Annotated in this window: 14 protein-coding genes, 4 tRNA genes and 3 rRNA genes; 16 read left to right on the top strand and 5 right to left on the bottom strand. The window is 41.4% G+C overall.

Going from position 1 to position 22,430, the window contains the following annotated elements:
• From pdxJ to rrf, 10 genes are all read left to right on the top strand, one after another.
• Positions 1-726, top strand: coding sequence for a pyridoxine 5'-phosphate synthase (pdxJ, locus tag FIT70_RS04690; protein WP_139884542.1), 726 nt, complete (start codon positions 1-3; stop codon positions 724-726).
• A 22-nt stretch (positions 727-748) separates the two neighbouring features.
• Positions 749-1,126: a holo-ACP synthase gene (gene acpS / locus FIT70_RS04685; RefSeq protein WP_139868018.1), complete on the top strand. Its 378-nt coding sequence runs from the start codon at positions 749-751 to the stop codon at positions 1,124-1,126.
• A 7-nt stretch (positions 1,127-1,133) separates the two neighbouring features.
• Positions 1,134-1,886 carry a tRNA threonylcarbamoyladenosine dehydratase gene (locus FIT70_RS04680; RefSeq protein WP_139930937.1) on the top strand — a complete coding sequence of 251 codons (753 nt, stop codon included), beginning with the start codon at positions 1,134-1,136 and terminating at the stop codon, positions 1,884-1,886.
• A 74-nt stretch (positions 1,887-1,960) separates the two neighbouring features.
• The gene (gene htpG / locus FIT70_RS04675; protein ID WP_139930935.1) at positions 1,961-3,850 is read left to right on the top strand and encodes a molecular chaperone HtpG; all 1,890 of its coding nucleotides are present in this window, start codon (positions 1,961-1,963) and stop codon (positions 3,848-3,850) included.
• An 86-nt stretch (positions 3,851-3,936) separates the two neighbouring features.
• Positions 3,937-4,013 (top strand) — tRNA-Met (locus FIT70_RS04670).
• Positions 4,014-4,278: 265 nt separating this feature from the next.
• A 16S ribosomal RNA gene (locus FIT70_RS04665) occupies positions 4,279-5,820 on the top strand.
• Positions 5,821-5,904: 84 nt separating this feature from the next.
• A tRNA-Ile gene (locus FIT70_RS04660) sits at positions 5,905-5,981 on the top strand.
• Positions 5,982-6,006: 25 nt separating this feature from the next.
• Positions 6,007-6,082, top strand: a tRNA-Ala gene (locus tag FIT70_RS04655).
• 316 nt (positions 6,083-6,398) lie between these two features.
• Positions 6,399-9,279 (top strand): 23S ribosomal RNA (locus FIT70_RS04650).
• A 140-nt stretch (positions 9,280-9,419) separates the two neighbouring features.
• Positions 9,420-9,533 (top strand): 5S ribosomal RNA (rrf, locus tag FIT70_RS04645).
• The 16S, 23S and 5S rRNA genes sit together here with 3 tRNA genes alongside, the layout of an rRNA operon.
• A gap of 72 nt (positions 9,534-9,605) precedes the next feature.
• Here the strand turns inward: rrf and FIT70_RS04640 are convergent.
• Positions 9,606-11,375 carry a glutamine--tRNA ligase/YqeY domain fusion protein gene (locus tag FIT70_RS04640; protein WP_139930933.1) on the bottom strand — a complete coding sequence of 590 codons (1,770 nt, stop codon included), beginning with the start codon at positions 11,373-11,375 and terminating at the stop codon, positions 9,606-9,608.
• 116 nt (positions 11,376-11,491) lie between these two features.
• Between FIT70_RS04640 and FIT70_RS04635 the strand changes: the two genes are divergently transcribed.
• Complete coding sequence (locus FIT70_RS04635) at positions 11,492-12,484, top strand: biotin--[acetyl-CoA-carboxylase] ligase (RefSeq protein WP_139874672.1); 993 nt, start codon at positions 11,492-11,494, stop codon at positions 12,482-12,484.
• Between the two features lie 2 nt (positions 12,485-12,486).
• Complete coding sequence (locus FIT70_RS04630; RefSeq protein WP_139874671.1) at positions 12,487-13,227, top strand: type III pantothenate kinase; 741 nt, start codon at positions 12,487-12,489, stop codon at positions 13,225-13,227.
• A gap of 8 nt (positions 13,228-13,235) precedes the next feature.
• Here FIT70_RS04630 and lpdA read toward each other — a convergent pair whose 3' ends face one another.
• The 3 genes from lpdA to aceE are packed head-to-tail and all read right to left on the bottom strand — an operon-like array spanning position 13,236 to position 19,000.
• On the bottom strand, positions 13,236-15,017 hold the full coding sequence (gene lpdA / locus FIT70_RS04625; RefSeq protein WP_139930931.1) for a dihydrolipoyl dehydrogenase: 1,782 nt from the start codon (positions 15,015-15,017) through the stop codon (positions 13,236-13,238).
• A gap of 6 nt (positions 15,018-15,023) precedes the next feature.
• Positions 15,024-16,343 carry a dihydrolipoyllysine-residue acetyltransferase gene (gene aceF, locus FIT70_RS04620; protein WP_139930929.1) on the bottom strand — a complete coding sequence of 440 codons (1,320 nt, stop codon included), beginning with the start codon at positions 16,341-16,343 and terminating at the stop codon, positions 15,024-15,026.
• 2 nt (positions 16,344-16,345) lie between these two features.
• Positions 16,346-19,000, bottom strand: coding sequence for a pyruvate dehydrogenase (acetyl-transferring), homodimeric type (gene aceE / locus FIT70_RS04615; protein ID WP_139930927.1), 2,655 nt, complete (start codon positions 18,998-19,000; stop codon positions 16,346-16,348).
• A gap of 247 nt (positions 19,001-19,247) precedes the next feature.
• Between aceE and FIT70_RS04610 the strand changes: the two genes are divergently transcribed.
• Complete coding sequence (locus FIT70_RS04610) at positions 19,248-20,702, top strand: M17 family metallopeptidase (RefSeq protein ID WP_139930925.1); 1,455 nt, start codon at positions 19,248-19,250, stop codon at positions 20,700-20,702.
• Positions 20,703-20,714: 12 nt separating this feature from the next.
• Positions 20,715-20,790 (top strand) — tRNA-Arg (locus FIT70_RS04605).
• A gap of 77 nt (positions 20,791-20,867) precedes the next feature.
• Here FIT70_RS04605 and FIT70_RS04600 read toward each other — a convergent pair.
• Positions 20,868-21,245 carry a surface-adhesin E family protein gene (locus tag FIT70_RS04600; RefSeq protein WP_139930923.1) on the bottom strand — a complete coding sequence of 126 codons (378 nt, stop codon included), beginning with the start codon at positions 21,243-21,245 and terminating at the stop codon, positions 20,868-20,870.
• A gap of 272 nt (positions 21,246-21,517) precedes the next feature.
• Here FIT70_RS04600 and FIT70_RS04595 point away from each other — a divergent pair, with 272 nt between their 5' ends.
• Both FIT70_RS04595 and FIT70_RS04590 read left to right on the top strand, forming a co-directional pair.
• Entirely contained in the window at positions 21,518-21,718 is a 201-nt protein-coding gene (locus tag FIT70_RS04595; RefSeq protein ID WP_139874665.1) for a hypothetical protein, read from the top strand.
• 62 nt (positions 21,719-21,780) lie between these two features.
• Positions 21,781-22,260 (top strand): ribonuclease H-like YkuK family protein, encoded by a 480-nt coding sequence (locus FIT70_RS04590; protein WP_139930921.1) that lies wholly within the window; start codon positions 21,781-21,783, stop codon positions 22,258-22,260.
• The last annotated feature ends 170 nt before the right edge of the window (positions 22,261-22,430 follow it).

Raw genomic sequence — 22,430 nt, 5'->3', positions numbered from 1 at the left:
ATGATAAAGCTCGGTATTAATATTGATCATGTTGCCACCTTAAGACAAGCGCGCGGAACGAAGTATCCAAGCGTTGTCGAGGCAGCGCTTCGCGCTGAGCAAGCCGGAGCTGATAGTATTACACTTCACCTTCGTGAAGATCGTCGTCATATGCAAGACGAAGATATTTTTGCCATTCGACCCTTGCTGCAAACGAAAATGAATTTAGAATTGGCCGCCACTGATGAAATGATTGCCATTGCATCACGCGTAAAACCCCAAGATGTTTGCATCGTCCCTGAGAGACGCGAAGAGCGAACGACTGAAGGTGGATTGAACTTAAAAGAATCCTATGATCATATTTACCGCGCAACACAAACGCTTACAGAGCAAGGCAGTCGTGTATCGCTTTTTATTGCACCTGATCTAAAAGATATTGATTTAGCGAAAAAGATGGGGGCCCCCGTGATCGAAATTCATACCGGGAGTTATGCAGATGCAGAAGATGAAGAGACAAAGCAGAAAGAACTTAAACGCGTCAAAGAAGCTGCAGAGCACGCGTTGTCATTAGGTCTGATTGTCAATGCGGGTCATGGGCTTCATTATCATAATGTGAATTTAATTGCAGCCATTCCTGGTATTGAAGAGCTTAATATTGGGCATGCGATTGTGGCGCATGCATTATTTGTAGGGTGGGATAATGCGATCCGTGAAATGAAATTACTGTTACGTGATTATTCGAAGTAATGTTTAAAAAGACAACCTTATTATGATTTTTGGTATTGGGACAGACGTCGTCGAAGTTTCTCGCATTCACGAATCCATCGAAAAATTTGGCGATACTTTTGCGCGTCGTATTTTAAGTGATTCCGAGTTCGAAAGTTATTTACAATCATCCACGCAATCTCGTTTCTTAGCGAAACGCTTTGCTGCCAAAGAAGCTTTTGCTAAAGCACTAGGCACAGGGTTTAGATCACCGGTACGTTTTCAAAATATTATCGTAGGCCATGATGATTTAGGAAAGCCTATTCTAGAATTTGATAAAGAATTACAAGACTACTTAAAACAAAAAAATATCTTAAGTCAGCATATTTCTATTTCGGATGAAAAGAATATTGCGACTGCCTTTGTTGTTCTCGAAACTTAAAAATTAAATGGAAGACATCGATTTCAATCGGCGCTTTGGTGGTGTCGAACGACTTTATGGCAAAGATGCTGTAACCCTTTTTAAGAAAGCACATATCTGTGTCATTGGTATTGGGGGTGTTGGATCATGGGCGGCTGAAGCATTGGCACGAAGTGCCGTAGGTCATCTCACGCTCATCGATTTAGATCATATTGCTGAATCGAATATCAATCGGCAAATTCATGCACTAAGTCACACCCTTGGAAAATCTAAGGTGTTGGCTATGAAGGAACGAATTCTAGAAATTAATCCCATGTGTCAGGTGGATACTGTGGATGACTTTATATCGAACGAAAATTTAAATGCGCTCATTAAGCAACATTTTAATGTCGTCATTGATGCGATTGACCAGGCAAGCATTAAAACAAGTTTGGCACTTCATGCTTTAAAAGAAAAAATTCCACTCGTCATGACAGGTGGCGCAGGGGGCCGTATTGATCCTTCGTTTATTAAGATAGCGGACTTAGGTTTAACGCATGGGGATAGGCTCACAGCCAAGATTCGGCATGATGTCAAAAAAGCACTGCAATTAAAAGAATCACAAAAGGTAGGGATTGATGTGGTCTTTACCGATGAGATTATGATAAAACCTGAAGATGCATGTGAGGCAGATGAAGCTCTCACAGGCCTTCATTGTGGCGGATATGGCTCAAGTGTGATGATCACAGCCACTTTTGGTTTTATGGCAGCATCACTCGCTTTAAAGAAATTACTCTTATAAAAGCCCTTGAAATTTCATAACTCAACCCCATTTTAAGTAAATCCCAATATTATTTTTTTAAAAGGTAATTGAACATGGCAACAAAAGAAAATGCATCTGAAAAATTAGTCTTCCAAGCAGAGGTTAAGCAACTACTTCATCTCATGATTCACTCTTTATATAGTAATAAAGAGATCGTGATTCGCGAACTCATCTCAAATGCAAGTGATGCTGCAGATAAATTACGTTTCGAGGCACTTAAAGACGCTAGCCTTTATGAAAAGGATTCTGAATTAAAAATCAGATTAAGTTTTGATAAAAAGGCGCGCACATTAACCATTTCAGATAATGGTATTGGGATGAATCGTGAAGAAGTGATTAGTAATATCGGCACAATTGCAAGATCAGGCACCAAAGAATTCTTGAACAATTTAACGGGTGACGAAGCCAAAGACGCTAATTTGATTGGCCAGTTTGGTGTGGGCTTTTATTCTTCATTCATCATTGCTGATCTTGTGACTGTGATCACGAGACGTGCTGGAAGCAAAGAAGCTATCCAATGGGAATCTAAAGGTGAGGGCGAATATACGATTAGTGAAGTTGAAAAAGAAACGCGCGGCACTGACATCATTTTGCATCTTAAAAAAGATGAAGATGAATTCTTAAGTGACTGGACACTAAAGAGCATTATTAAAAAGTATTCTGACCACATCACGCTTCCAATTGTTATGAAAAAATCCGAATGGAAAGATGGCGAAGAAATTCCGACGGATGAAGATGAAACAGTCAATGCGGCATCAGCATTATGGGCTCGAAATAAAAATGATATTAAAGAAGAAGAGTATCAAGAATTTTATAAAAATCTTTCTTATGATCAAGAGCCACCTCTTACTTATTCACATAATCGTATTGAAGGTAAGCAAGAATATATCTCACTCCTTTATATACCAGCTAAGGCCCCTTTCGATTTATTTGATCGTGAACGTCATCATAGTGTGAAGCTTTATGTGAAGCGTATCTTCATCATGGAAGCGTCAGAAAAACTCATGCCTAATTATTTACGCTTTATTAAGGGTGTGATTGATAGTGCTGATCTTCCTCTTAATGTCTCACGAGAAATCTTACAAGACAGTAAAGAAGTGGAAGCCATACGTGCAGGCTCTACTAAAAAAGTGCTTGATCTCTTAGAAGATATGAGTGAAAAAAAACCAGATGACTATAAAAAATTCTGGAAAGAATTTGGTGTTGTGATGAAAGAGGGTCACAGCGAAGATTTTGCAAATAGAGAAAAAATTGCAAAACTATTTCGCTTCAATTCCACACACGAAGAAACAGATGCACAGGTAGTGTCTTTAAAAGATTATGTGTCTCGCATGAAAGATGGACAAGAAGTTATCTACTTCATCACAGCCGACTCCTATGAGGCAGCGAAGCATAGCCCACACTTAGAAATTTTTAAGAAGAAGGGTATTGAAGTTTTATTACTGAGCGATCGCGTGGATGAATGGCTACTTTCAACTTTCAACGAATTTGAAAGTAAGAAATTACAATCCATTGCCAAGGGTGATCTTGACTTAGGAAAGTTAGAAGACGAAAAAGAAAAAGAAGAGAAAAAGAAAATCGAGAAAGATGCAAAATCACTCGTGGAAAAAATTCAAAAAGCATTGGGTGATAAAGTTAAACAAGTAAAAGTCACACATCGCTTAACGGATTCACCGGCATGCTTGGTGGCTGGAGAGCATGATTTATCAGGCAATCTAGAGCGTCTACTCAAGGCGGCAGGTCAAAAAACACCGGACACAAAACCGATTTTAGAAATTAATCCCACGCATAAGCTTATTCAAAAGCTCGAAAAAACTAATGATTCAGCACGTTTCAACGATTTCGCTGAAGTGATTTTTGATCAGGCCTTGATTTCTGAAGGCGGCCAGCTCAAAGACCCGGTTGCTTTTGTCAAGAAAATTAATCAATTTTTAGTCGAATAGCCTATAGTTTGGGGCTATTAATGTTTGACAGCCCTTCGAAAAAAGTGCTATAGTCTCACCTCTCTGCGTCATGTATGCAGATCGATCGCGGGGTGGAGCAGTCTGGCAGCTCGTCGGGCTCATAACCCGAAGGTCACAGGTTCAAATCCTGTCCCCGCAACCAAGATCAAATACCGTTCTTTAACAAATAGACAACTGATAAGTGTGAGTGCTTATAGTTCATGACAAATCCTTATGACTTACAAAGGTCAAACTTTGTTCGTCATAAGGATCTCAAAATATAAGTGCTTTACACTTTTTAAATTTATGACAAGACATTTAGCTCATTTATGAGCTAATAACCTTTTCAATGAATTTGAGATTTAATAAAGCAAATGCAATATACCGATCCTTGTCGCAAGATAAGGATCAAGTAATAGTTTTGGATTAAACTGAAGAGTTTGATCCTGGCTCAGATTGAACGCTGGCGGAATGCTTTACACATGCAAGTCGAACGGCAGCACGGAGAGCTTGCTCTCTGGTGGCGAGTGGCGAACGGGTGAGTAATATATCGGAACGTGTCCAATAATGGGGGATAACGAGTCGAAAGATTCGCTAATACCGCATACGCCCTACGGGGGAAAGCAGGGGATCGTAAGACCTTGCGTTAATGGAGCGGCCGATATCTGATTAGCTTGTTGGTGAGGTAAAGGCTCACCAAGGCGACGATCAGTAGCTGGTTTGAGAGAACGACCAGCCACACTGGAACTGAGACACGGTCCAGACTCCTACGGGAGGCAGCAGTGGGGAATTTTGGACAATGGGGGCAACCCTGATCCAGCCATTCCGCGTGAGTGAAGAAGGCCTTCGGGTTGTAAAGCTCTTTCGCAAGGGAAGAAAACTTATGATCGAATAAATCATGAGGTTGACGGTACCTTGATAAGAAGCACCGGCTAACTACGTGCCAGCAGCCGCGGTAATACGTAGGGTGCGAGCGTTAATCGGAATTACTGGGCGTAAAGCGTGCGCAGGCGGTTTTGTAAGTCGGATGTGAAATCCCCGGGCTCAACCTGGGAACTGCGTTCGAAACTGCAAGGCTAGAGTGTGTCAGAGGGGGGTAGAATTCCACGTGTAGCAGTGAAATGCGTAGAGATGTGGAGGAATACCAATGGCGAAGGCAGCCCCCTGGGATAACACTGACGCTCATGCACGAAAGCGTGGGGAGCAAACAGGATTAGATACCCTGGTAGTCCACGCCCTAAACGATGTCAACTAGTTGTTGGTAGAGTAAAATCTATGAGTAACGTAGCTAACGCGTGAAGTTGACCGCCTGGGGAGTACGGTCGCAAGATTAAAACTCAAAGGAATTGACGGGGGCCCGCACAAGCGGTGGATTATGTGGATTAATTCGATGCAACGCGAAAAACCTTACCTGGCCTTGACATGTACCGAATTGAGCAGAGATGTTCAAGTGCTCGAAAGAGAACGGTAACACAGGTGCTGCATGGCTGTCGTCAGCTCGTGTCGTGAGATGTTGGGTTAAGTCCCGCAACGAGCGCAACCCTTGCCATTAATTGCCATCATTTAGTTGGGCACTTTAATGGGACTGCCGGTGACAAACCGGAGGAAGGTGGGGATGACGTCAAGTCCTCATGGCCCTTATGGCCAGGGCTTCACACGTAATACAATGGTCGGTACAGAGGGTTGCCAACCCGCGAGGGGGAGCCAATCCCAGAAAGCCGATCGTAGTCCGGATTGTAGTCTGCAACTCGACTGCATGAAGTCGGAATCGCTAGTAATCGCGGATCAGCATGTCGCGGTGAATACGTTCCCGGGCCTTGTACACACCGCCCGTCACACCATGGGAGTGGGTTTTACCAGAAGTAGTTAGTCTAACCGCAAGGAAGACGATTACCACGGTAGGATTCATGACTGGGGTGAAGTCGTAACAAGGTAGCCGTATCGGAAGGTGCGGCTGGATCACCTCCTTTCTAGAGAACGTCTTGAACTATCAAGCATTCACACTTATCAGTTGTTAGGCATTATCAAAGAATCATTGGCCCGTTTTATTTAAGGGGTCTGTAGCTCAGCTGGTTAGAGCACCGTCTTGATAAGGCGGGGGTCGTTGGTTCGAGCCCAACCAGACCCACCAGATTTAATCTTTTTTTCCGAAACATGGGGGATTAGCTCAGCTGGGAGAGCACCTGCTTTGCAAGCAGGGGGTCGTCGGTTCGATCCCGTCATCCTCCACCAATTCTTTGATAACTAAAGACAAGCCTTAAGGGTTGTGATTCACAATCTTTAACGCTTAGCTTTATTGCTAGGTATGTTCTTTAACAAAATGGAAGAAGTAAAGTGAATTTATCTGACTTGTGATGAGCAGATAAATTCAAATGGGTAATTGATTGCAAAATCAGAAACAACATATGACTTTGTTTATACCTTATATATGTAGCTTTTTATAAGGATGTAAATATGGGTCTTAAGTTGCTTTAGAAAAACTTATAACAAGACGTCTCATGCGTCACCAAAATTTGAGTTTAAAAGGGCTCAGGTTTTAATGTTATAGGGTCAAGTGAATAAGTGCATATGGCGGATGCCTTGGCGATTACAGGCGATGAAGGACGTGGTAGTCTACGAAAATTTTCGGGGAGCTGGCAAACAAGCTTTGATCCGGAAGTGTCCGAATGGGGAAACCCACCCGCAAGGGTATCTGTCTCTGAATACATAGGAGACAAGAGGCGAACCGAGTGAACTGAAACATCTAAGTAACTCGAGGAAAAGAAATCAACCGAGATTCCGATAGTAGTGGCGAGCGAAATCGGAGCAGCCTGTTATTTTTAGCACACGTGTTAGTAGAACGGAATGGAAAGTCCGGCCATAGAGGGTGATAGCCCCTTATACGAAAACCCGTGTGTGGAACTAGGGTAACGACAAGTAGGGCGGGACACGTGAAATCCTGTCTGAACATGGGGGGACCATCCTCCAAGGCTAAATACTCGTAATCGACCGATAGTGAACTAGTACCGTGAGGGAAAGGTAAAAAGAACCCCGGAAGGGGAGTGAAATAGATCCTGAAACCGTATGCATACAAACAGTGGGAGCCCGCAAGGGTGACTGCGTACCTTTTGTATAATGGGTCAGCGACTTACATTCAGTAGCAAGCTTAACCGATAGGGGAGGCGCAGCGAAAGCGAGTCCTAATAGGGCGATTCAGTTGCTGGGTGTAGACCCGAAACCAAGTGATCTATTCATGGCCAGGATGAAGGTGCGGTAACACGTACTGGAGGTCCGAACCCACAAATGTTGAAAAATTTGGGGATGAGCTGTGGATAGGGGTGAAAGGCTAAACAAACTTGGAGATAGCTGGTTCTCTCCGAAAACTATTTAGGTAGTACCTCGTATATCATTCTCGGGGGTAGAGCACTGTTATAGCTAGGGGGGTCATAAGACCTTACCAAACTATTGCAAACTCCGAATACTGAGAAATGCAATTACGGGAGACAGTCCATGGGTGCTAACGTCCGTGGACAAGAGGGAAACAACCCAGACCGACAGCTAAGGTCCCAAATGACGTGCTAAGTGGAAAACGAAGTGGGAAGGCATAGACAGCTAGGAGGTTGGCTTAGAAGCAGCCATCCTTTAAAGAAAGCGTAATAGCTCACTAGTCGAGTCGTCCTGCGCGGAAGATGTAACGGGGCTAAGCACGTAACCGAAGCTTCGGGTGCATATTTATATGCACGGTAGGAGAGCGTTCTGTAAGCCTGCGAAGGTGTCTTGTGAAGGATGCTGGAGGTATCAGAAGTGCGAATGCTGACATGAGTAGCGATAAAGGGTGTGAAAAGCACCCTCGCCGAAAGCCCAAGGTTTCCTGCACAACGTTCATCGGTGCAGGGTGAGTCGGCCCCTAAGGCGAGGCAGAAATGCGTAGTCGATGGGAAACAGGTTAATATTCCTGTACCTCAATTTAATGCGATGTGGGGACGGAGAAGGTTAAGTCAGCCGGGTGTTGGATGTCCCGGTTCAAGCGTGTAGACAGATTCTTTAGGCAAATCCGGAGAGTCAATGTCAAGGCGTGATAACGAGTGAGCTTGCTCATGAAGTGACTGATACCATGCTTCCAAGAAAAGCCACTAAGCTTCAGTTAAGTTGAGACCGTACCGCAAACCGACACAGGTGGGCAGGATGAGAATTCTAAGGCGCTTGAGAGAACCCAGGAGAAGGAACTCGGCAAACTAGCACCGTAACTTCGGGAGAAGGTGCGCCCCGGTAGGTTGTAGCAATTTACTTGCGAAGGCCGATGGGGTTGCAGTGAAAAGGTGGCTGCGACTGTTTAATAAAAACACAGCACTGTGCAAACACGAAAGTGGACGTATACGGTGTGACGCCTGCCCGGTGCCGGAAGGTTAAATGATGGGGTGCAAGCTCTTGATTGAAGCCCCGGTAAACGGCGGCCGTAACTATAACGGTCCTAAGGTAGCGAAATTCCTTGTCGGGTAAGTTCCGACCCGCACGAATGGCGTAACGATGGCCACACTGTCTCCTCTTGGGACTCAGCGAAGTTGAAATGTTTGTGAAGATGCAATCTACCCGCGGCTAGACGGAAAGACCCCATGAACCTTTACTGTAGCTTTACATTGGACTTTGACAAGATCTGTGTAGGATAGGTGGGAGGCATTGAAGCGTGGTCGCTAGATCATGTGGAGCCAACCTTGAAATACCACCCTGATGTTGTTGAGGTTCTAACCTAGACCCCGAAACGGGGTTGGGGACCGTGTATGGTGGGCAGTTTGACTGGGGCGGTCTCCTCCCAAAGAGTAACGGAGGAGTGCGAAGGTAACCTAGGTACGGTCGGAAATCGTACTGATAGTGCAATGGCATAAGGTTGCTTGACTGCGAGACGGACAGGTCGAGCAGGTGCGAAAGCAGGTCATAGTGATCCGGTGGTTCTGTATGGAAGGGCCATCGCTCAACGGATAAAAGGTACTCTGGGGATAACAGGCTGATTCCTCCCAAGAGTTCATATCGACGGGGGAGTTTGGCACCTCGATGTCGGCTCATCACATCCTGGGGCTGTAGCCGGTCCCAAGGGTATGGCTGTTCGCCATTTAAAGTGGTACGTGAGCTGGGTTTAAAACGTCGTGAGACAGTTTGGTCCCTATCTGCCGTGGGCGTTGGAAGTTTGAGGGGGGCTGCTCCTAGTACGAGAGGACCGGAGTGGACAGATCTCTGGTGGACCGGTTGTCATGCCAATGGCATAGCCGGGTAGCTAAATCTGGAAGAGATAAGCGCTGAAAGCATCTAAGCGCGAAACTCGCCTCGAGATGATACTTCCCTGTGCTTTAAGCACACTAAAGAGTCGTTCAAGACCAGGACGTTGATAGGTCAGGTGTGGAAGCGTAGTAATACGTTAAGCTAACTGATACTAATTGCTCGTGAGGCTTGATCCTATAACCTTAAGACTTGTTCTTTTTAAGGTATATGATTTTTTTAAAGCTGACATTGTAATCAAGAAACACAATAACTTTACTTCTTCAAATTTTGTCCGAATTCGAGACATTGATCTTTGATCATTATCTCAACCAGTTTGCTTGGCGGACATAGAGAGTTGGAACCACTCCTTCCCATCCCGAACAGGACAGTGAAACGACTTATCGCCAATGATAGTATGCTTTTTGCATGCGAAAGTAGGTCACTGCCAAGCTTCTTATATTAAAAACCCTAAGCTCAGATTTGAGTTTAGGGTTTTTTATTGTCTGTAACTTTTACAATGAAATTATATTTTTTGTGACGTGTCTTTAAGTGTTGCAGTTCGATTAAAGATAGGAAGATTTGTTTTTGAATCTTTTATATCTGCTACGAAGTAACCGTGACGTTCAAATTGAAACTGTTCACCAGGCTTTATAGTCTCTAAACTTTTTTCTAATTCTGCTTCAATCGTCATACACGAATTTGGATTAAGCTGTTCTAAATAATTTGAGTCATGACTGCCAGGATGTTCTGTGCTGAAGAGTTTGTCATATAAGCGAATCGCACCTCGATAGCTGTGAGCTTTAGATACCCAATGAATGTTGCCTTTAACTTTTATACTGTCACTTCCAGGTGTGCCTGATTTTGTATCAGGTAAATATTCACATATTACTTTTATAACTTTACCGTTTGCATCTTTTTCAAAGGATGTGCATTTCACAACATAGCCGTATCTTAATCTCACCATATTGTTTGGATACAATCTAAAGAATTGTTTGGAAGGTTCTTCCATAAAATCTTCGCGTTCAATCCAGAGAGACTTAGATAATTTAACGACACGTTTACCAAGCTCAGGTTTAAGTGGATGATTCGGTGCGAAACAATCTTCATCTGTATTAACTGGATAGTTTGTAATTTCAAGTTCTATGGGATCTAAAACTGCGATGCGTCTTTCACATGACAGATTTAATACTTCTCGCATTGACTCTTCGAGTGTTGCATAATCAATCCAAGAATCCGCTTTAGATACACCAATGCGATCCGTAAAAAGTTTAAAGCCTTCAGGTGTGTATCCCCGGCGACGCGCACCTTCTAAAGTTGGTAGCCTTGGATCATCCCATCCCGTGACATGTTTATTTTCAACCAACTCAATGAGTTTTCTTTTTGAGAGGACTGCGTAAGTTAAATTTAACCTTGCGAATTCATACTGGCGAGGTTGGGGTTTAGATAACAAACCATTATCTATAAGTCGATCTAAAATCCAATCATAAAAAGGACGTTGATCTTCAAACTCTAAAGTACAAATAGAGTGTGTAATTTTTTCTAGTGCATCTTCAATGGGGTGCGCAAAAGTATACATAGGATAAATGCACCATGTATCTCCAGTATTGTGATGATGCGCGCGTTTAATTCGATAGATTGCAGGATCGCGCAAATTAATATTAGGCGATGTCATATCAATTTTAGCTCTTAATATCATCGACCCATCGGGATGTTTGCCATCACGCATTTCGCGGAACCATGCAAGATGTTCTTCTGATGATTTATCACGCCATGGAGAATTTTTACCAGGTTCGGTTAGAGACCCTCGATTAATTCGAATCTCATCAGGTGTTTGTTTGTCAACATAAGCATGACCTGATTGAATAAGAGATTCAGCAGCTTCATACATAAAGTCGAAATAGTGACTCGCAAAATAGAGATGTGATATTTTATTTTGTTCCCATGAAAAACCTAACCACGACACATTGTTTTTAATGCTATCTACATATTCCTGATTTTCTTTTTCAGGATTGGTGTCATCAAAACGCAAATGACAAATACCGTCGTAATCTTTAGCTAATCCAAAGTTTAAGAAAATACTCTTTGCATGTCCTATATGAAGATAACCATTTGGCTCAGGAGGGAAGCGGGTGCGAATTTTTGCCGTATCAATAGGTGCTTTTGCATGATGCGCAGCATCTCCTGGAGAGCCTGCCCAGGTCTTACCGTCATAACTTTTATTAGTTAAGTCGCGTTCGATCACGCCACGAATAAAATTAGAAGGTACTTGAGATGTAGTTTTGTTGTCTGACATAATATAGGCAATATTCTACACTGAAATGATGGCTTAATTTCCCCCAATCCATTGATCTTAAAGCTAAAACATAGGCTCATATGATAAGATCAAGTTTTTAATGTCATACGAGTTTTATGCAGCATAGCCTCGTTTTTAAAGTCTTAGATGTGCTCTCCGATGGTAAATTTCATTCGGGAGAATCTATTGCTAAAACTTTCGATATTTCTCGCGTCTCGATCTGGAATGCCATTAAAAAAGCGGAAGAGTTCGGTGTGGAGATTTATTCTGTGCGTGGCCGTGGTTATAAGTTGATTCAACCCATTACGCTTTTAAAAAAATCTTCTATCCAAAACGTCATGGGCGAAATTCACCACTGGTTTAACATGGAAATTTTTGACGTGATGGAGTCCACCAATAGTTACCTTATGGAAAAGGCCTCTTTAGACCATCCTCATGCCTCTGTAGCAGTAACGCATATTCAAACGAAAGGTCGCGGCCGTCGCGGTAGAAGTTGGCAATCTGCTTTAGGTGAAAGTTTAACTTTTTCACTTCTATGGCGATTTAATGGTGGAGCTGCAACTCTTTCAGGATTAAGTTTAGCGGTTGGCATTGCTCTCATACGAAGCTTGCATCGATTCGGTGTGATGGGGGCACAGCTTAAATGGCCTAACGATGTGTTAATTCAAGATGGGTCTCAATATAAAAAATTAGCGGGTATTCTCATTGAACTACAAGGTGATATGGAAGGGCAGAGTAGCGCTGTCATTGGTATTGGCATTAATTTAAAACTTTCTAAAAAAAGTATGAGCCATATTGATCAGCCAGCGATCGATCTTGTAAGCGTGGGGTTAGAAGTGATCGATCCTAATGAGTTGCTTGGACAAATCTTAAAAGATTTGGCAGATGTATTGGGTCAATTTAATACATCCAAATTTAGCTCATTAAAAGAAGAGTGGATGTCCTATCATGCCTATCAACATCAGACAGTGACATTATCTTTAGGTGACGGAAGAGGAGTCACAGGTCTCGCGCAAGGGGTGACCGATGATGGCGCACTTATCATTGAAACGCCATCAGCTGGCCTCGAAACATTCTCATCAGGTGAAATTACATTAAGAAAAGTATAAATATGTTTCTTCTTATAGATATAGGCAATACCAAAACAAAATGGATGCTTCGTGATCATCATGGCATTTATAAATACGATTCTTTTTTAACGGAAGATATAGACCAAGATCATTTTGAATTCGATGTTGCAATTAAAAAAATACTTATTTCAAATGTGGCAGGCTTTGAAAAAGAAGCCATTTTAAAAATTAAACTTAAAAAATTTTCGTGCCCTGTTGAATTTATTAAGCCACAAAAAAAGTACAAGTATCTTTTAAATGGATATCAAGAACCTACAACACTAGGCGCTGACAGATGGTTGTCTGCATTAAGTGTATCCCATCATATCAAGAAGTCTGCAGTCATTGTCTCAGTCGGAACTGCTGTGACGATAGATTATGTGAGCTTTGATCAAAAAAATAATCAGTATACTTTCGAAGGTGGTGTGATTTTGCCAGGGCTGCATCTTACAAAAAATGCTTTAGCAAATAATACTGCTGATTTAAAAAATTTCGAGGGTGTTGTTCAAATGCCACCCATCAATACAGCCAATGCGATTAAGTCAGGATTTGTATTGAGTGTGCTAGGCAATATCAAATCTTTATTTGATATTGCGTGTTCAGAATCTCAAGATGTCGCGATTATTTTAAGCGGTGGTGATGCTGAGTTGATAGATCAGCATATGGATAAAAGTTTAAAAAAATACATCTCAATTAAAAAAGATTTAGTGCTTGAAGGTCTTTTTGTTTTCGCGAATATTTAAAAAACGTTTTAACGTTTTTTAATGTATAGGTCTGTGATCGTTCCTTCTTTAACTTCCGCTGCAAAACAAACTGTTTCAGATAGTGTAGGGTGGGGATGAATACTTAAGCCAAGATCATGTGCATCAGCACCCATCTCAATCGCCAATACCGTTTCTGCAATGAGTTCTCCTGCGTTAATACCTGTGATACCCGCACCAATAAGTCGATGTGTTTCTTTATCAAAAATAAGTTTAGTTGTACCTTCTGATCGATTGTTAGCTAACGCTCGACCACTCGCTGCCCATGGGAAGCTTGCTTTTTCTATTTCAATATTATGTAATTTAGCTTCTGTTTCAGTCATACCTGCCCAAGCAACTTCAGGATCGGTATAGGCAACAGATGGAATCGCGATCGCTTGGAACTCAACTTTATGTCCTGCAATGACTTCCGCTGCGACCTTACCCTCATGGGTTGCCTTATGTGCCAGCATGGGTTGACCTACAATATCTCCAATGGCAAAGATATGTGATACGTTTGTGCGCATTTGTTTATCTACCGGAATAAATCCTTGATCCGTGACGTTGACTCCAGCTAACTCAGCTTTAATCACTTTGCCATTAGGACGACGACCAATGGCAATTAAAACGCGATCATAAATTTGCGATTCTGATTTACCTTCAAATTCAAAGGCCACATGAATACCATCTGCTTTAGCATCAATGGCATTAACTTTCGTATTGAGCATAATTTTTTCAAAGCGCTGTTCCATACGTTTTTGTAATGGACGCACTAAATCTCGATCACATCCTTGAATGAGCCCATCTGATAATTCGACGACGCTCACATGGCTACCTAATGCATCGTATACAGTTCCCATCTCAAGTCCGATAATGCCACCACCTACAATGAGTAAACGCTTAGGTATGTCTTTCAGTTCCAGCGCACCTGTGGAATCCATAATACGTGGATCATCTTGTACCCCTGGAAATTTTGTCGCTTGCGATCCTGCAGCCACAATACAATGCTCGAAACCTATCGTTTCAGAACTCCCATCTGCTTTTGTGACCTTAATTTGATGAGGTGATGTGAATTCACCGACACCTTGTATCACAGTGACTTGTCTTTGTTTGGCCATGGCACTTAAGCCTTGCGTTAATTTACCGACCACATCGTTTGCTTTCCAATGACGAATTTTTTCTAAATCAATTTTAGGGTCACCAAAAGTCACACCATGCTCTGCTGTTTCTTCAGCATCTGTGATTACTTTAGCTGTATGCAAAAGTGCTTTCGATGGAATACAGCCCACGTTAAGGCATACACCACCTAAGGTTCCATATCTTTCGATAAGCACTACTTTCTTACCTAAATCTGCAGCGCGGAATGCAGCTGTGTAACCGCCTGGGCCTGAACCCAAAACAACAAGTTCAGTTTCATGTGTCGATGTAATGTTTGATTTTTTAGTGCTGGTTTGTGAAGACACTTCCGAAGACATTTCTTTTTTTACTTCTGCTTTTGCTTCAACCCTAACTTCTGTTTTAGTTTCAGCCTTTTGCGGTTTGTCATTAGACTCACTTAATTCAATCACAAGAATATTGGATCCTTGCTTAACTTTATCACCTACTTTTAAATCAATCTTGGTCACTTTGCCTTCGTGTGTGGAAGGAATATCCATAGATGCTTTATCAGATTCAACCGTAATGAGTGAATCTTCTTTCTTAATGGTGTCACCAATTTTGACAATCACATCGATGACTTCAACGCTATCGAAGTTGCCGATATCAGGTACCGTGATTTGAAAAGTATTAGCCATGTAATATTAAAGAAGCAATCGACGCACGTCAGATAGCATCATGCGTAAGTGGCTGGTAAAACGCGCACCATCTGCACCATCAATGACGCGGTGATCGTATGATAGAGAGAGAGGCAAGATAAGTCTTGCTTCAAATACTTTCGTTTTAGGATCGTATATAGGCTCCATGGATGACCTTGAAATTCCAAGGATGGCCACTTCAGGACAATTAATAATCGGTGTAAATTTCGTGCCACCAATACCGCCTAAACTTGAAATCGTAAAGCATCCACCTTGCATTTCTTCCATCTTAAGTTTGCGTTCGCGCGCTTTGGCGGAAAGCTCACCTAAATCTTTAGCGATTGCGAGCACATCTTTTTGATGAACATCACGCACGACAGGTACCACCAAACCATCGGGTGTGTCGCATGCAAAGCCGATGTTGTAATAACTCTTGTAAATAAGTTGATCCCCATCCGCTGAAAGAGAGGCATTAAAGTTAGGATAAGTCTTAAGTGCATTGACACAAGCCTTCATAAGGAAAGCAAGAAGAGTGAGCTTGACACCTTTTTTTTCAGCATCGACTTGCATCGATTTTCTAAAAGCTTCGAGATCAGTGATATCCGCTTCATCAAATTGTGTGACATGCGGTGCGGTGACCCAATTGCGGTGAAGATTTGCTCCTGATAATTTTTTAATTTTTGAAAGTGGTTTGGTTTCAATGTCCCCATACTGACTAAAGTCAATCACAGGCATTGGGATCACAGTCGGGGCGTTACCCATATTGTCCGTGCGAGGTCGCGCCAACTCACTTTTCACATAACTTTGTATGTCAGATTCAAGGATGCGATTTTTAGGACCTGATCCTTGCACGAAGGCCAAATTAACACCCAGCTCTCGCGCAAATTTTCTGACTGAAGGGCTCGCGTGCGATTTTTTATTGGGCGCCACAACCACACTATCGCCAATAGGCGCTGGCGTTTGCTGTGGCATAATTTTTTGTGGAGGCTCTGGTGCTGGACGAGAAGGTTCAGGCATAGAAGTTTTTATCGCTTCTTCTTTTTTAGTTTCTTTCGGACTTTCTTTCACTTCCGATTTTTTATCAGACTCCACAATATCAAGCATCAATATAGGTGAGCCTTGTTTGATCTTATCACCCACTTTTAAAAAAATCTCTTTCACAGTGCCTGCATGAGGGGCTGGAATATCCATCGAAGCTTTATCTGTTTCTAGCGTAATGAGTGGGTCATCTTTTTTGATGGCATCGCCTATCTTCGCGATGATTTCAATCACATCAACACTATCAAAGTTTCCAATGTCGGGAACAAGTATTTTTTCAATAGCCATAATTACTGCGTCACCGGATTAGGTTTATTAGGATCAAGCTTAAATTTCTTAATCGCATCCGTGACCACTGATGCTTTAATCTTACCTTCATCACTTAAAGCTTTGAGTGTTGCCACCACGACATAATGACGATTGACTTCAAAGAAGTGACGTAATTTTTCTCTTGAGTCAGAGCGTCCAAAACCATCAGTACCGAGAGCCACAAATTTATGAGGTAAGAAGACAGCAATTTGCTCTGCGAATGATTTCATATAGTCGGTCGATGCAATGATGGGACCTTCTGCTTTTTTAAGCAGTTTTACCACATGGGATTCTTTTTGTGGTTTATCAGGATTCATGCGATTCCAACGATCCGCTTCTAATGCATCTTTACGAAGCTCATTAAAACTCGTCACACTCCATACATCGGCTGACACACCATAATCACTTTCTAATATTTTTTGCGCTTCAATCACTTCACGTAAAATCACACCACTGCCCATGAGCTGAACTTTTTCACCTTTGATTTTTGAAGTGGAGAATGAATACATACCCTTAATAATGTCTGCTTCACTACCTTTAGGCATTTCAGGGTGGCTATAATTTTCATTCATGACTGTGATGTAATAGAAAACATCTTCCTGATTTTCAATCATGCGTTTTAAACCGTCTTGCATAATCACTGCAAGTTCGTATGCAAAAGTAGGGTCGTATGACACGCAATTAGGAATCATAGCGGCCATCAATTGACTATGACCATCTTCATGTTGCAAACCTTCACCATTCAATGTAGTTCGACCTGCGGTAGCGCCTAATAAGAATCCACGTGCACGTGAGTCACCAGCCGCCCAAGCAAGGTCTCCAATACGTTGGAAACCAAACATTGAATAGAAAATATAAAACGGAATCATTTGAATGCCGTTAACGGTATATGAAGTCGCAGCTGCTACCCAGGAGGAGAATGAGCCTGCTTCATTGATACCTTCTTCTAAAATTTGACCGTCTGTTTGTTCTTTATAGAACATGACTTGATCTGAATCTTGAGGTTCGTACAATTGACCGACGGACGAATAAATACCAAGCTGTCTAAACATGCCTTCCATACCAAATGTTCGCGCCTCATCAGGCACAATAGGTACAATATATTTACCGAGCTCTTTATCACGTACAAGGGTGGATAAAATTCTCACAAACGCCATCGTCGTTGAAATTTCTCGTTCACCTGTCGCTGTGAGCATATTTTCGAAAGCGGATAGGGGTGGTGTTTTAAGAGAGTTACCTTTACGTTTACGTTGAGGTACAAATCCACCAAGCGCTTCACGTCTTTCCATCATGTATTTAATTTCAGGAGAATCAGGCGCAGGTTTATGGAAAGATAACTTCTCAACTTCTTCATTAGTAATTTGCAAATCAAAACGATCGCGGAAAGCTTTTAAAGAATCAATATCCATGCTCTTTTGTTGATGGGTAATATTTTGACCTTCACCTGCATCTCCCATGCCGTAACCTTTAACGGTTTTAGCTAAGACGACTGAAGGTTGGCCTTTATGTGAAGTGGCTGCAGCGTATGCAGCGAAAACTTTATGAGGATCATGTCCGCCACGATTTAAGCGCCAAATATCTTGATCTGACATAGCAGCTACCATCTCTTTTAGTTCTGGATATTTACCAAAGAAGTGTTCACGTGTGTAAGCGCCACCTTTAGCTTTAAAGTTTTGATATTCACCGTCGACACATTCTTCCATGCGTTTTTTGAGTAATCCTGTTTTGTCCATCGCTATTAATGGATCCCAGTACGAGCCCCAAATCACTTTGATTACATTCCAACCGGAACCCCTAAAGTCTGATTCGAGTTCTTGAATAATTTTGCCGTTGCCACGCACAGGACCATCAAGACGCTGTAAGTTACAGTTGACCACAAAAATAAGGTTATCGAGCTTTTCGCGAGACGCTAATGAAATAGCACCGAGTGACTCAGGTTCATCCATTTCACCGTCACCACAGAAGACCCATACTTTACGATCTGAGGTATCTGCAATACCACGATCATGTAAATACTTTAAGAATCGTGCTTGGTAAATCCCCATGATCGGACCTAATCCCATCGATACCGTTGGGAACTGCCAGAAGTCAGGCATGAGCCATGGATGAGGGTAGCTTGATAATCCCTTGCCGCCGGTTTCCATACGGAAGTTAGTTAATTGGTCTTCGCTGATACGGCCTTCTAGAAACGCTCTCGCATAAACACCAGGAGACGAGTGACCTTGGAAGTACACAAGATCCCCTTGGAATTTATCATTGGCTGCCCTAAAGAAATGGTTGAAGCCAACATCATACAAAGTTGCTGCTGATTGAAAGCTTGCGATATGACCTCCCACGCCAGGTGATTTTTCATTCGCACGTAATACCGTCATGATGGCATTCCACCGGATGAGGGCTCTAATGCGACGCTCCATGTCAGGGTTTCCTGGATGGCGTTGTTGCAAATGGGTAGGGATGGTATTGACGTATGCGGTGGTGGCTTTATAAGGCAAATTAGCCCCAGATCGACGCGCCTGATCAATCATGGATTCGATTAAGAAATGAGCGCGTTCTACACCTTCTGTTTCAATGACAGCATTGAGTGCGTCAAGCCACTCTTGCGTTTCTTGATTGTCGATGTCAGGTATAGATGCCATGTTTTAATGTAACTCCAGAAATTTATGAGGACGCTAACGGTATAATAATTACAGTATTTACCGAACGCCTAAAGGGGTTTCCAATTTTGTGAGCGATAACACTTGAATGAACTCATATAGGTTCAAGTTTGGCGTTTTTAACCGTTTGGGTCAAGTAAAAAAGCAAGTTAAAAGTGTTAAAAAAAGTAATATTCTATTGATTTTATTGATATTTTTTTATAGGACTTTCATTTAAGGATTAGGGCTTATGGGAATTCAAATTGTACAAAAAAGAGGCGTTGCGACAGAAAAAAACATCAAAGGGAGTCATCTCCTTTGTGTTTTAAGTGACGCGACATCAAAGACATTTCCTTTTATAAAAGAGCTTGATCGAAAACTAAAGCGTGCCCACAAAAAAATGGCAAGCCTATCCAAGGAGCCTGTCACTATTGAGATTCAGGATGGCCGTTTGTTAAGTTTTGTTGTCTTAGATCAAAAAATGAATACTTTTCAGCGTCATACTTTAATTCGAAAAGCACTCAAGCCTTTAATTGCGGAAAACCCTGAAACACTTAATATCGCTTTATTTGGCGATGAAGATTTAAAAGAGATAAATGCGCGCGCTGCAGTCTATGTTGCACTTATGAACAGTCAAAGATTGCCTAGTTATAAAAAAGAAAGTGCCAAAAAAAATATCAAGTCCATTGAAGTATTTGGTATTGAGCTTAAAGATAAATTTGCACATGAAATTGCTATTGTGAGTGGCAATTCACTGACACGTGAATTGACGATGTTGCCACCAAATGAATTAACCCCATCTATTTATCGCACAAAAATAAAATCACTCGCGAAAGCGAATGGCTGGAAGCTCGAAGAGTTTGATATGGCGAAATTAAAAAAGATGGGCGCAGGCGCTTTTGTGGCAGTGGGGCAAGGTTCTGAGCCTCAAGATGCTGCAATTGTGCATCTCACTTATAAGCCCAAACAAATTAAGAAAAATATTGCAGTCATTGGCAAAGGTATTTGTTTTGATACAGGCGGGCACAATTTAAAACCAGCACGTTATATGCATGGCATGCATGAAGACATGAATGGTTCTGCAGTCTCCCTTGGTATTTTATTAAGTGCGACACTTTTAAAGCTCCCTATTAAAATTGATTGCTGGTTAGCTATTGCGCAAAATCATATTGGACCTAAAGCCTATAAACAAAATGATGTGGTGAAGTCTCTTAATGGCACGAGCATCGAAATTATTCATACCGATGCGGAAGGGCGCATGGTCTTGGCTGACACGTTAACGTTAGCCTCCCGCTTGAAGCCTGACATGATGATCGATTTTGCAACACTGACAGGCAGCATGGCAACAGCACTGGGTGACCGTTACAGTGGTGTAATATCTAATCGACCTGAATTATCTTGTTTAGCCGTGGGTGCGGGAAGTGATGCTGGAGAGCGGATTGCGGCATTCCCATTTGATGAAGATTATGAAGAGGATCTTGAGAGTGGCATCGCTGATATTAAGCAGTGCACGCTTGAAGGTGGCGCTGATCATATCCATGCGGCACGATTCCTAAATCGTTTTATCGAAAACAATGTGCCGTGGTTACATACCGATCTCTCATCGAGTAATCGAAAGGGTGGTCTTGGGGCTGCGCTAAGTGAAGTCAATGGATTTGGTGTGGGTTTTGGTATTCAGGTTTTGAAAAAAGTTTTACAAAAATAATTTTTAAATTTTGCCCTCGTAGCTCAGTGGATAGAGCATCCCCCTCCTAAGGGGAGGGTCACACGTTCGATTCGTGTCGAGGGCGCCACTCTTCAGAACGTTAAGGGGTCAAAATTTGTAACGTTTTTTTTGAAATATCGCAATTTCATCGCAATTAACTTCATTTTATTTTTTTGTGCAAAGATACTTATAAAGCTCACCACCAAGGCTCTCAGGTACAATTTCGGCCCATTCTTCATAAGTTTTGCGGAAGCGAGTTGATGTCCCTGATCCCATAGTTTGTTGATAACCTATTTGTGCGAGCATTCTTAATTGATCATAACTACAATCAATTTCAATTTTTTGTTTATAAGATAAATGACCTGATTCATCCGGCAAATAATTATTCGTTAATAACCAAAATGTTACCAATTTACCTTTGTATTTCACTGTGTCTGATTTAATAAAATGTTCACTCGTATCAGACTCCCAAATTTTTATCCGCTCGGCATAAACGGGCGAGCTTATAAAGATTAGAGTAAGAAATAAATTTAGTTTTTTCATTTCAATCCTATTTTAGTATAGCTAAATACTGATTATTAATATCACTAGATTGGATACTATAACAATAACCTTTCTGATTCTTGATTTGTACCAAACATAAATCTTTTGAGTCAGACTCAAGAATAAAATATCTCATAGGGTAATAACTATACTCAGTGTGTTAAATAGAGCAAAATATAGTCAATAAGTCAGCTTTATAAATTAAGTGAGGATTTGCAACGTAAAAGATTTTTTAGATGTTTTCTTATAAAGTCTGAGACTATTTAATCAGAATGTACAAAGTTAAGAGCAAAACAAAAATAATCGAAGTGATGACTCTAGATGAAGCTATGAAGTCAGCCAAGGACATAAATGAACTAGTAACTATTGAAGGTCATGGTATTGAAATCATTGGGTTATTTGGTGTTGATTTTGTGTTTGAAGGCAAGTGTCCCGATGGGTCAGATTACACTTGGAAGAAGCGAAGACGTTAAAAAGAATTCAGATGTATAGCCGTCATGAAGAAACTAATTTGTTAAATACTATTAAATAAATAATGAAAAAAATAAATTTAGAAGAGGTTCGAAATTTTATTGAGGCACAAACTTTAGAATCAAAAGTTTATATTGGTTGTGATTCTGAAAGAATTAGAATTGGAAAAGATTGGTATGCAGATTATGTCATGGCAATAGTCGTTCATATTAATGGCAATAACGGATGCAAAATTTTTGGCGAAGTAGCGCGCGAGAGAGATTATGATCAAAAAAAGAATAAACCTCGCTATAGGTTAATGAACGAAGTATATAAAGTATCCGACTTGTATCTTAAATTAGCCGATATATTAGAGGATAGAGCTGTAGAAGTTCATCTCGATATCAATCCAGATGAAATGTTTGGTTCTAATTGTGTCATTCATGAGGCTATTGGCTATATTCGTGGCACATGTAATGTGATTCCAATGGTCAAACCCAATGCATTTGCAGCGTCTTATGCTGCAGGAAAATTTAAAACCCTTGAAGACCGAAAGGTCGGTTAGTTAAATTTTCTTAAACGTAAAAGTTTATTTATTTCAGTAGGCTGTATAAAATTAAATACATAAATTAATATAGGTGCAATTTTTTTATGCAAATCATAGTAGATTTTTTGGAATGGATTTCAAAGATTAATTTGATTGATATTTCTATTTTTGTCTTTTACATTATTAAC

Source organism: Candidatus Methylopumilus universalis, from assembly GCF_006364435.1.
Lineage (GTDB): Bacteria > Pseudomonadota > Gammaproteobacteria > Burkholderiales > Methylophilaceae > Methylopumilus > Methylopumilus universalis.
The sequence above is the reverse complement of the archived record's forward strand: the minus strand, read 5'-3'. Positions and strand labels throughout refer to the sequence as shown.

Bases quoted from the DNA above. Each gene is read 5' to 3' on its own strand.
- FIT70_RS04590 (WP_139930921.1), top strand. From the start codon at position 21,781: ATGAAAAAAATAAATTTAGAAGAGGTTCGAAATTTTATTGAGGCACAA.
- aceF (WP_139930929.1), bottom strand. From the start codon at position 16,343: ATGGCTATTGAAAAAATACTTGTTCCCGACATTGGAAACTTTGATAGT.
- htpG (WP_139930935.1), top strand. From the start codon at position 1,961: ATGGCAACAAAAGAAAATGCATCTGAAAAATTAGTCTTCCAAGCAGAG.
- FIT70_RS04640 (WP_139930933.1), bottom strand. From the start codon at position 11,375: ATGTCAGACAACAAAACTACATCTCAAGTACCTTCTAATTTTATTCGT.
- FIT70_RS04630 (WP_139874671.1), top strand. From the start codon at position 12,487: ATGTTTCTTCTTATAGATATAGGCAATACCAAAACAAAATGGATGCTT.
- FIT70_RS04635 (WP_139874672.1), top strand. From the start codon at position 11,492: ATGCAGCATAGCCTCGTTTTTAAAGTCTTAGATGTGCTCTCCGATGGT.
- FIT70_RS04600 (WP_139930923.1), bottom strand. From the start codon at position 21,245: ATGAAAAAACTAAATTTATTTCTTACTCTAATCTTTATAAGCTCGCCC.
- pdxJ (WP_139884542.1), top strand. From the start codon at position 1: ATGATAAAGCTCGGTATTAATATTGATCATGTTGCCACCTTAAGACAA.
- aceE (WP_139930927.1), bottom strand. From the start codon at position 19,000: ATGGCATCTATACCTGACATCGACAATCAAGAAACGCAAGAGTGGCTT.
- acpS (WP_139868018.1), top strand. From the start codon at position 749: ATGATTTTTGGTATTGGGACAGACGTCGTCGAAGTTTCTCGCATTCAC.
- lpdA (WP_139930931.1), bottom strand. From the start codon at position 15,017: ATGGCTAATACTTTTCAAATCACGGTACCTGATATCGGCAACTTCGAT.
- FIT70_RS04595 (WP_139874665.1), top strand. From the start codon at position 21,518: ATGTACAAAGTTAAGAGCAAAACAAAAATAATCGAAGTGATGACTCTA.
- FIT70_RS04680 (WP_139930937.1), top strand. From the start codon at position 1,134: ATGGAAGACATCGATTTCAATCGGCGCTTTGGTGGTGTCGAACGACTT.
- FIT70_RS04610 (WP_139930925.1), top strand. From the start codon at position 19,248: ATGGGAATTCAAATTGTACAAAAAAGAGGCGTTGCGACAGAAAAAAAC.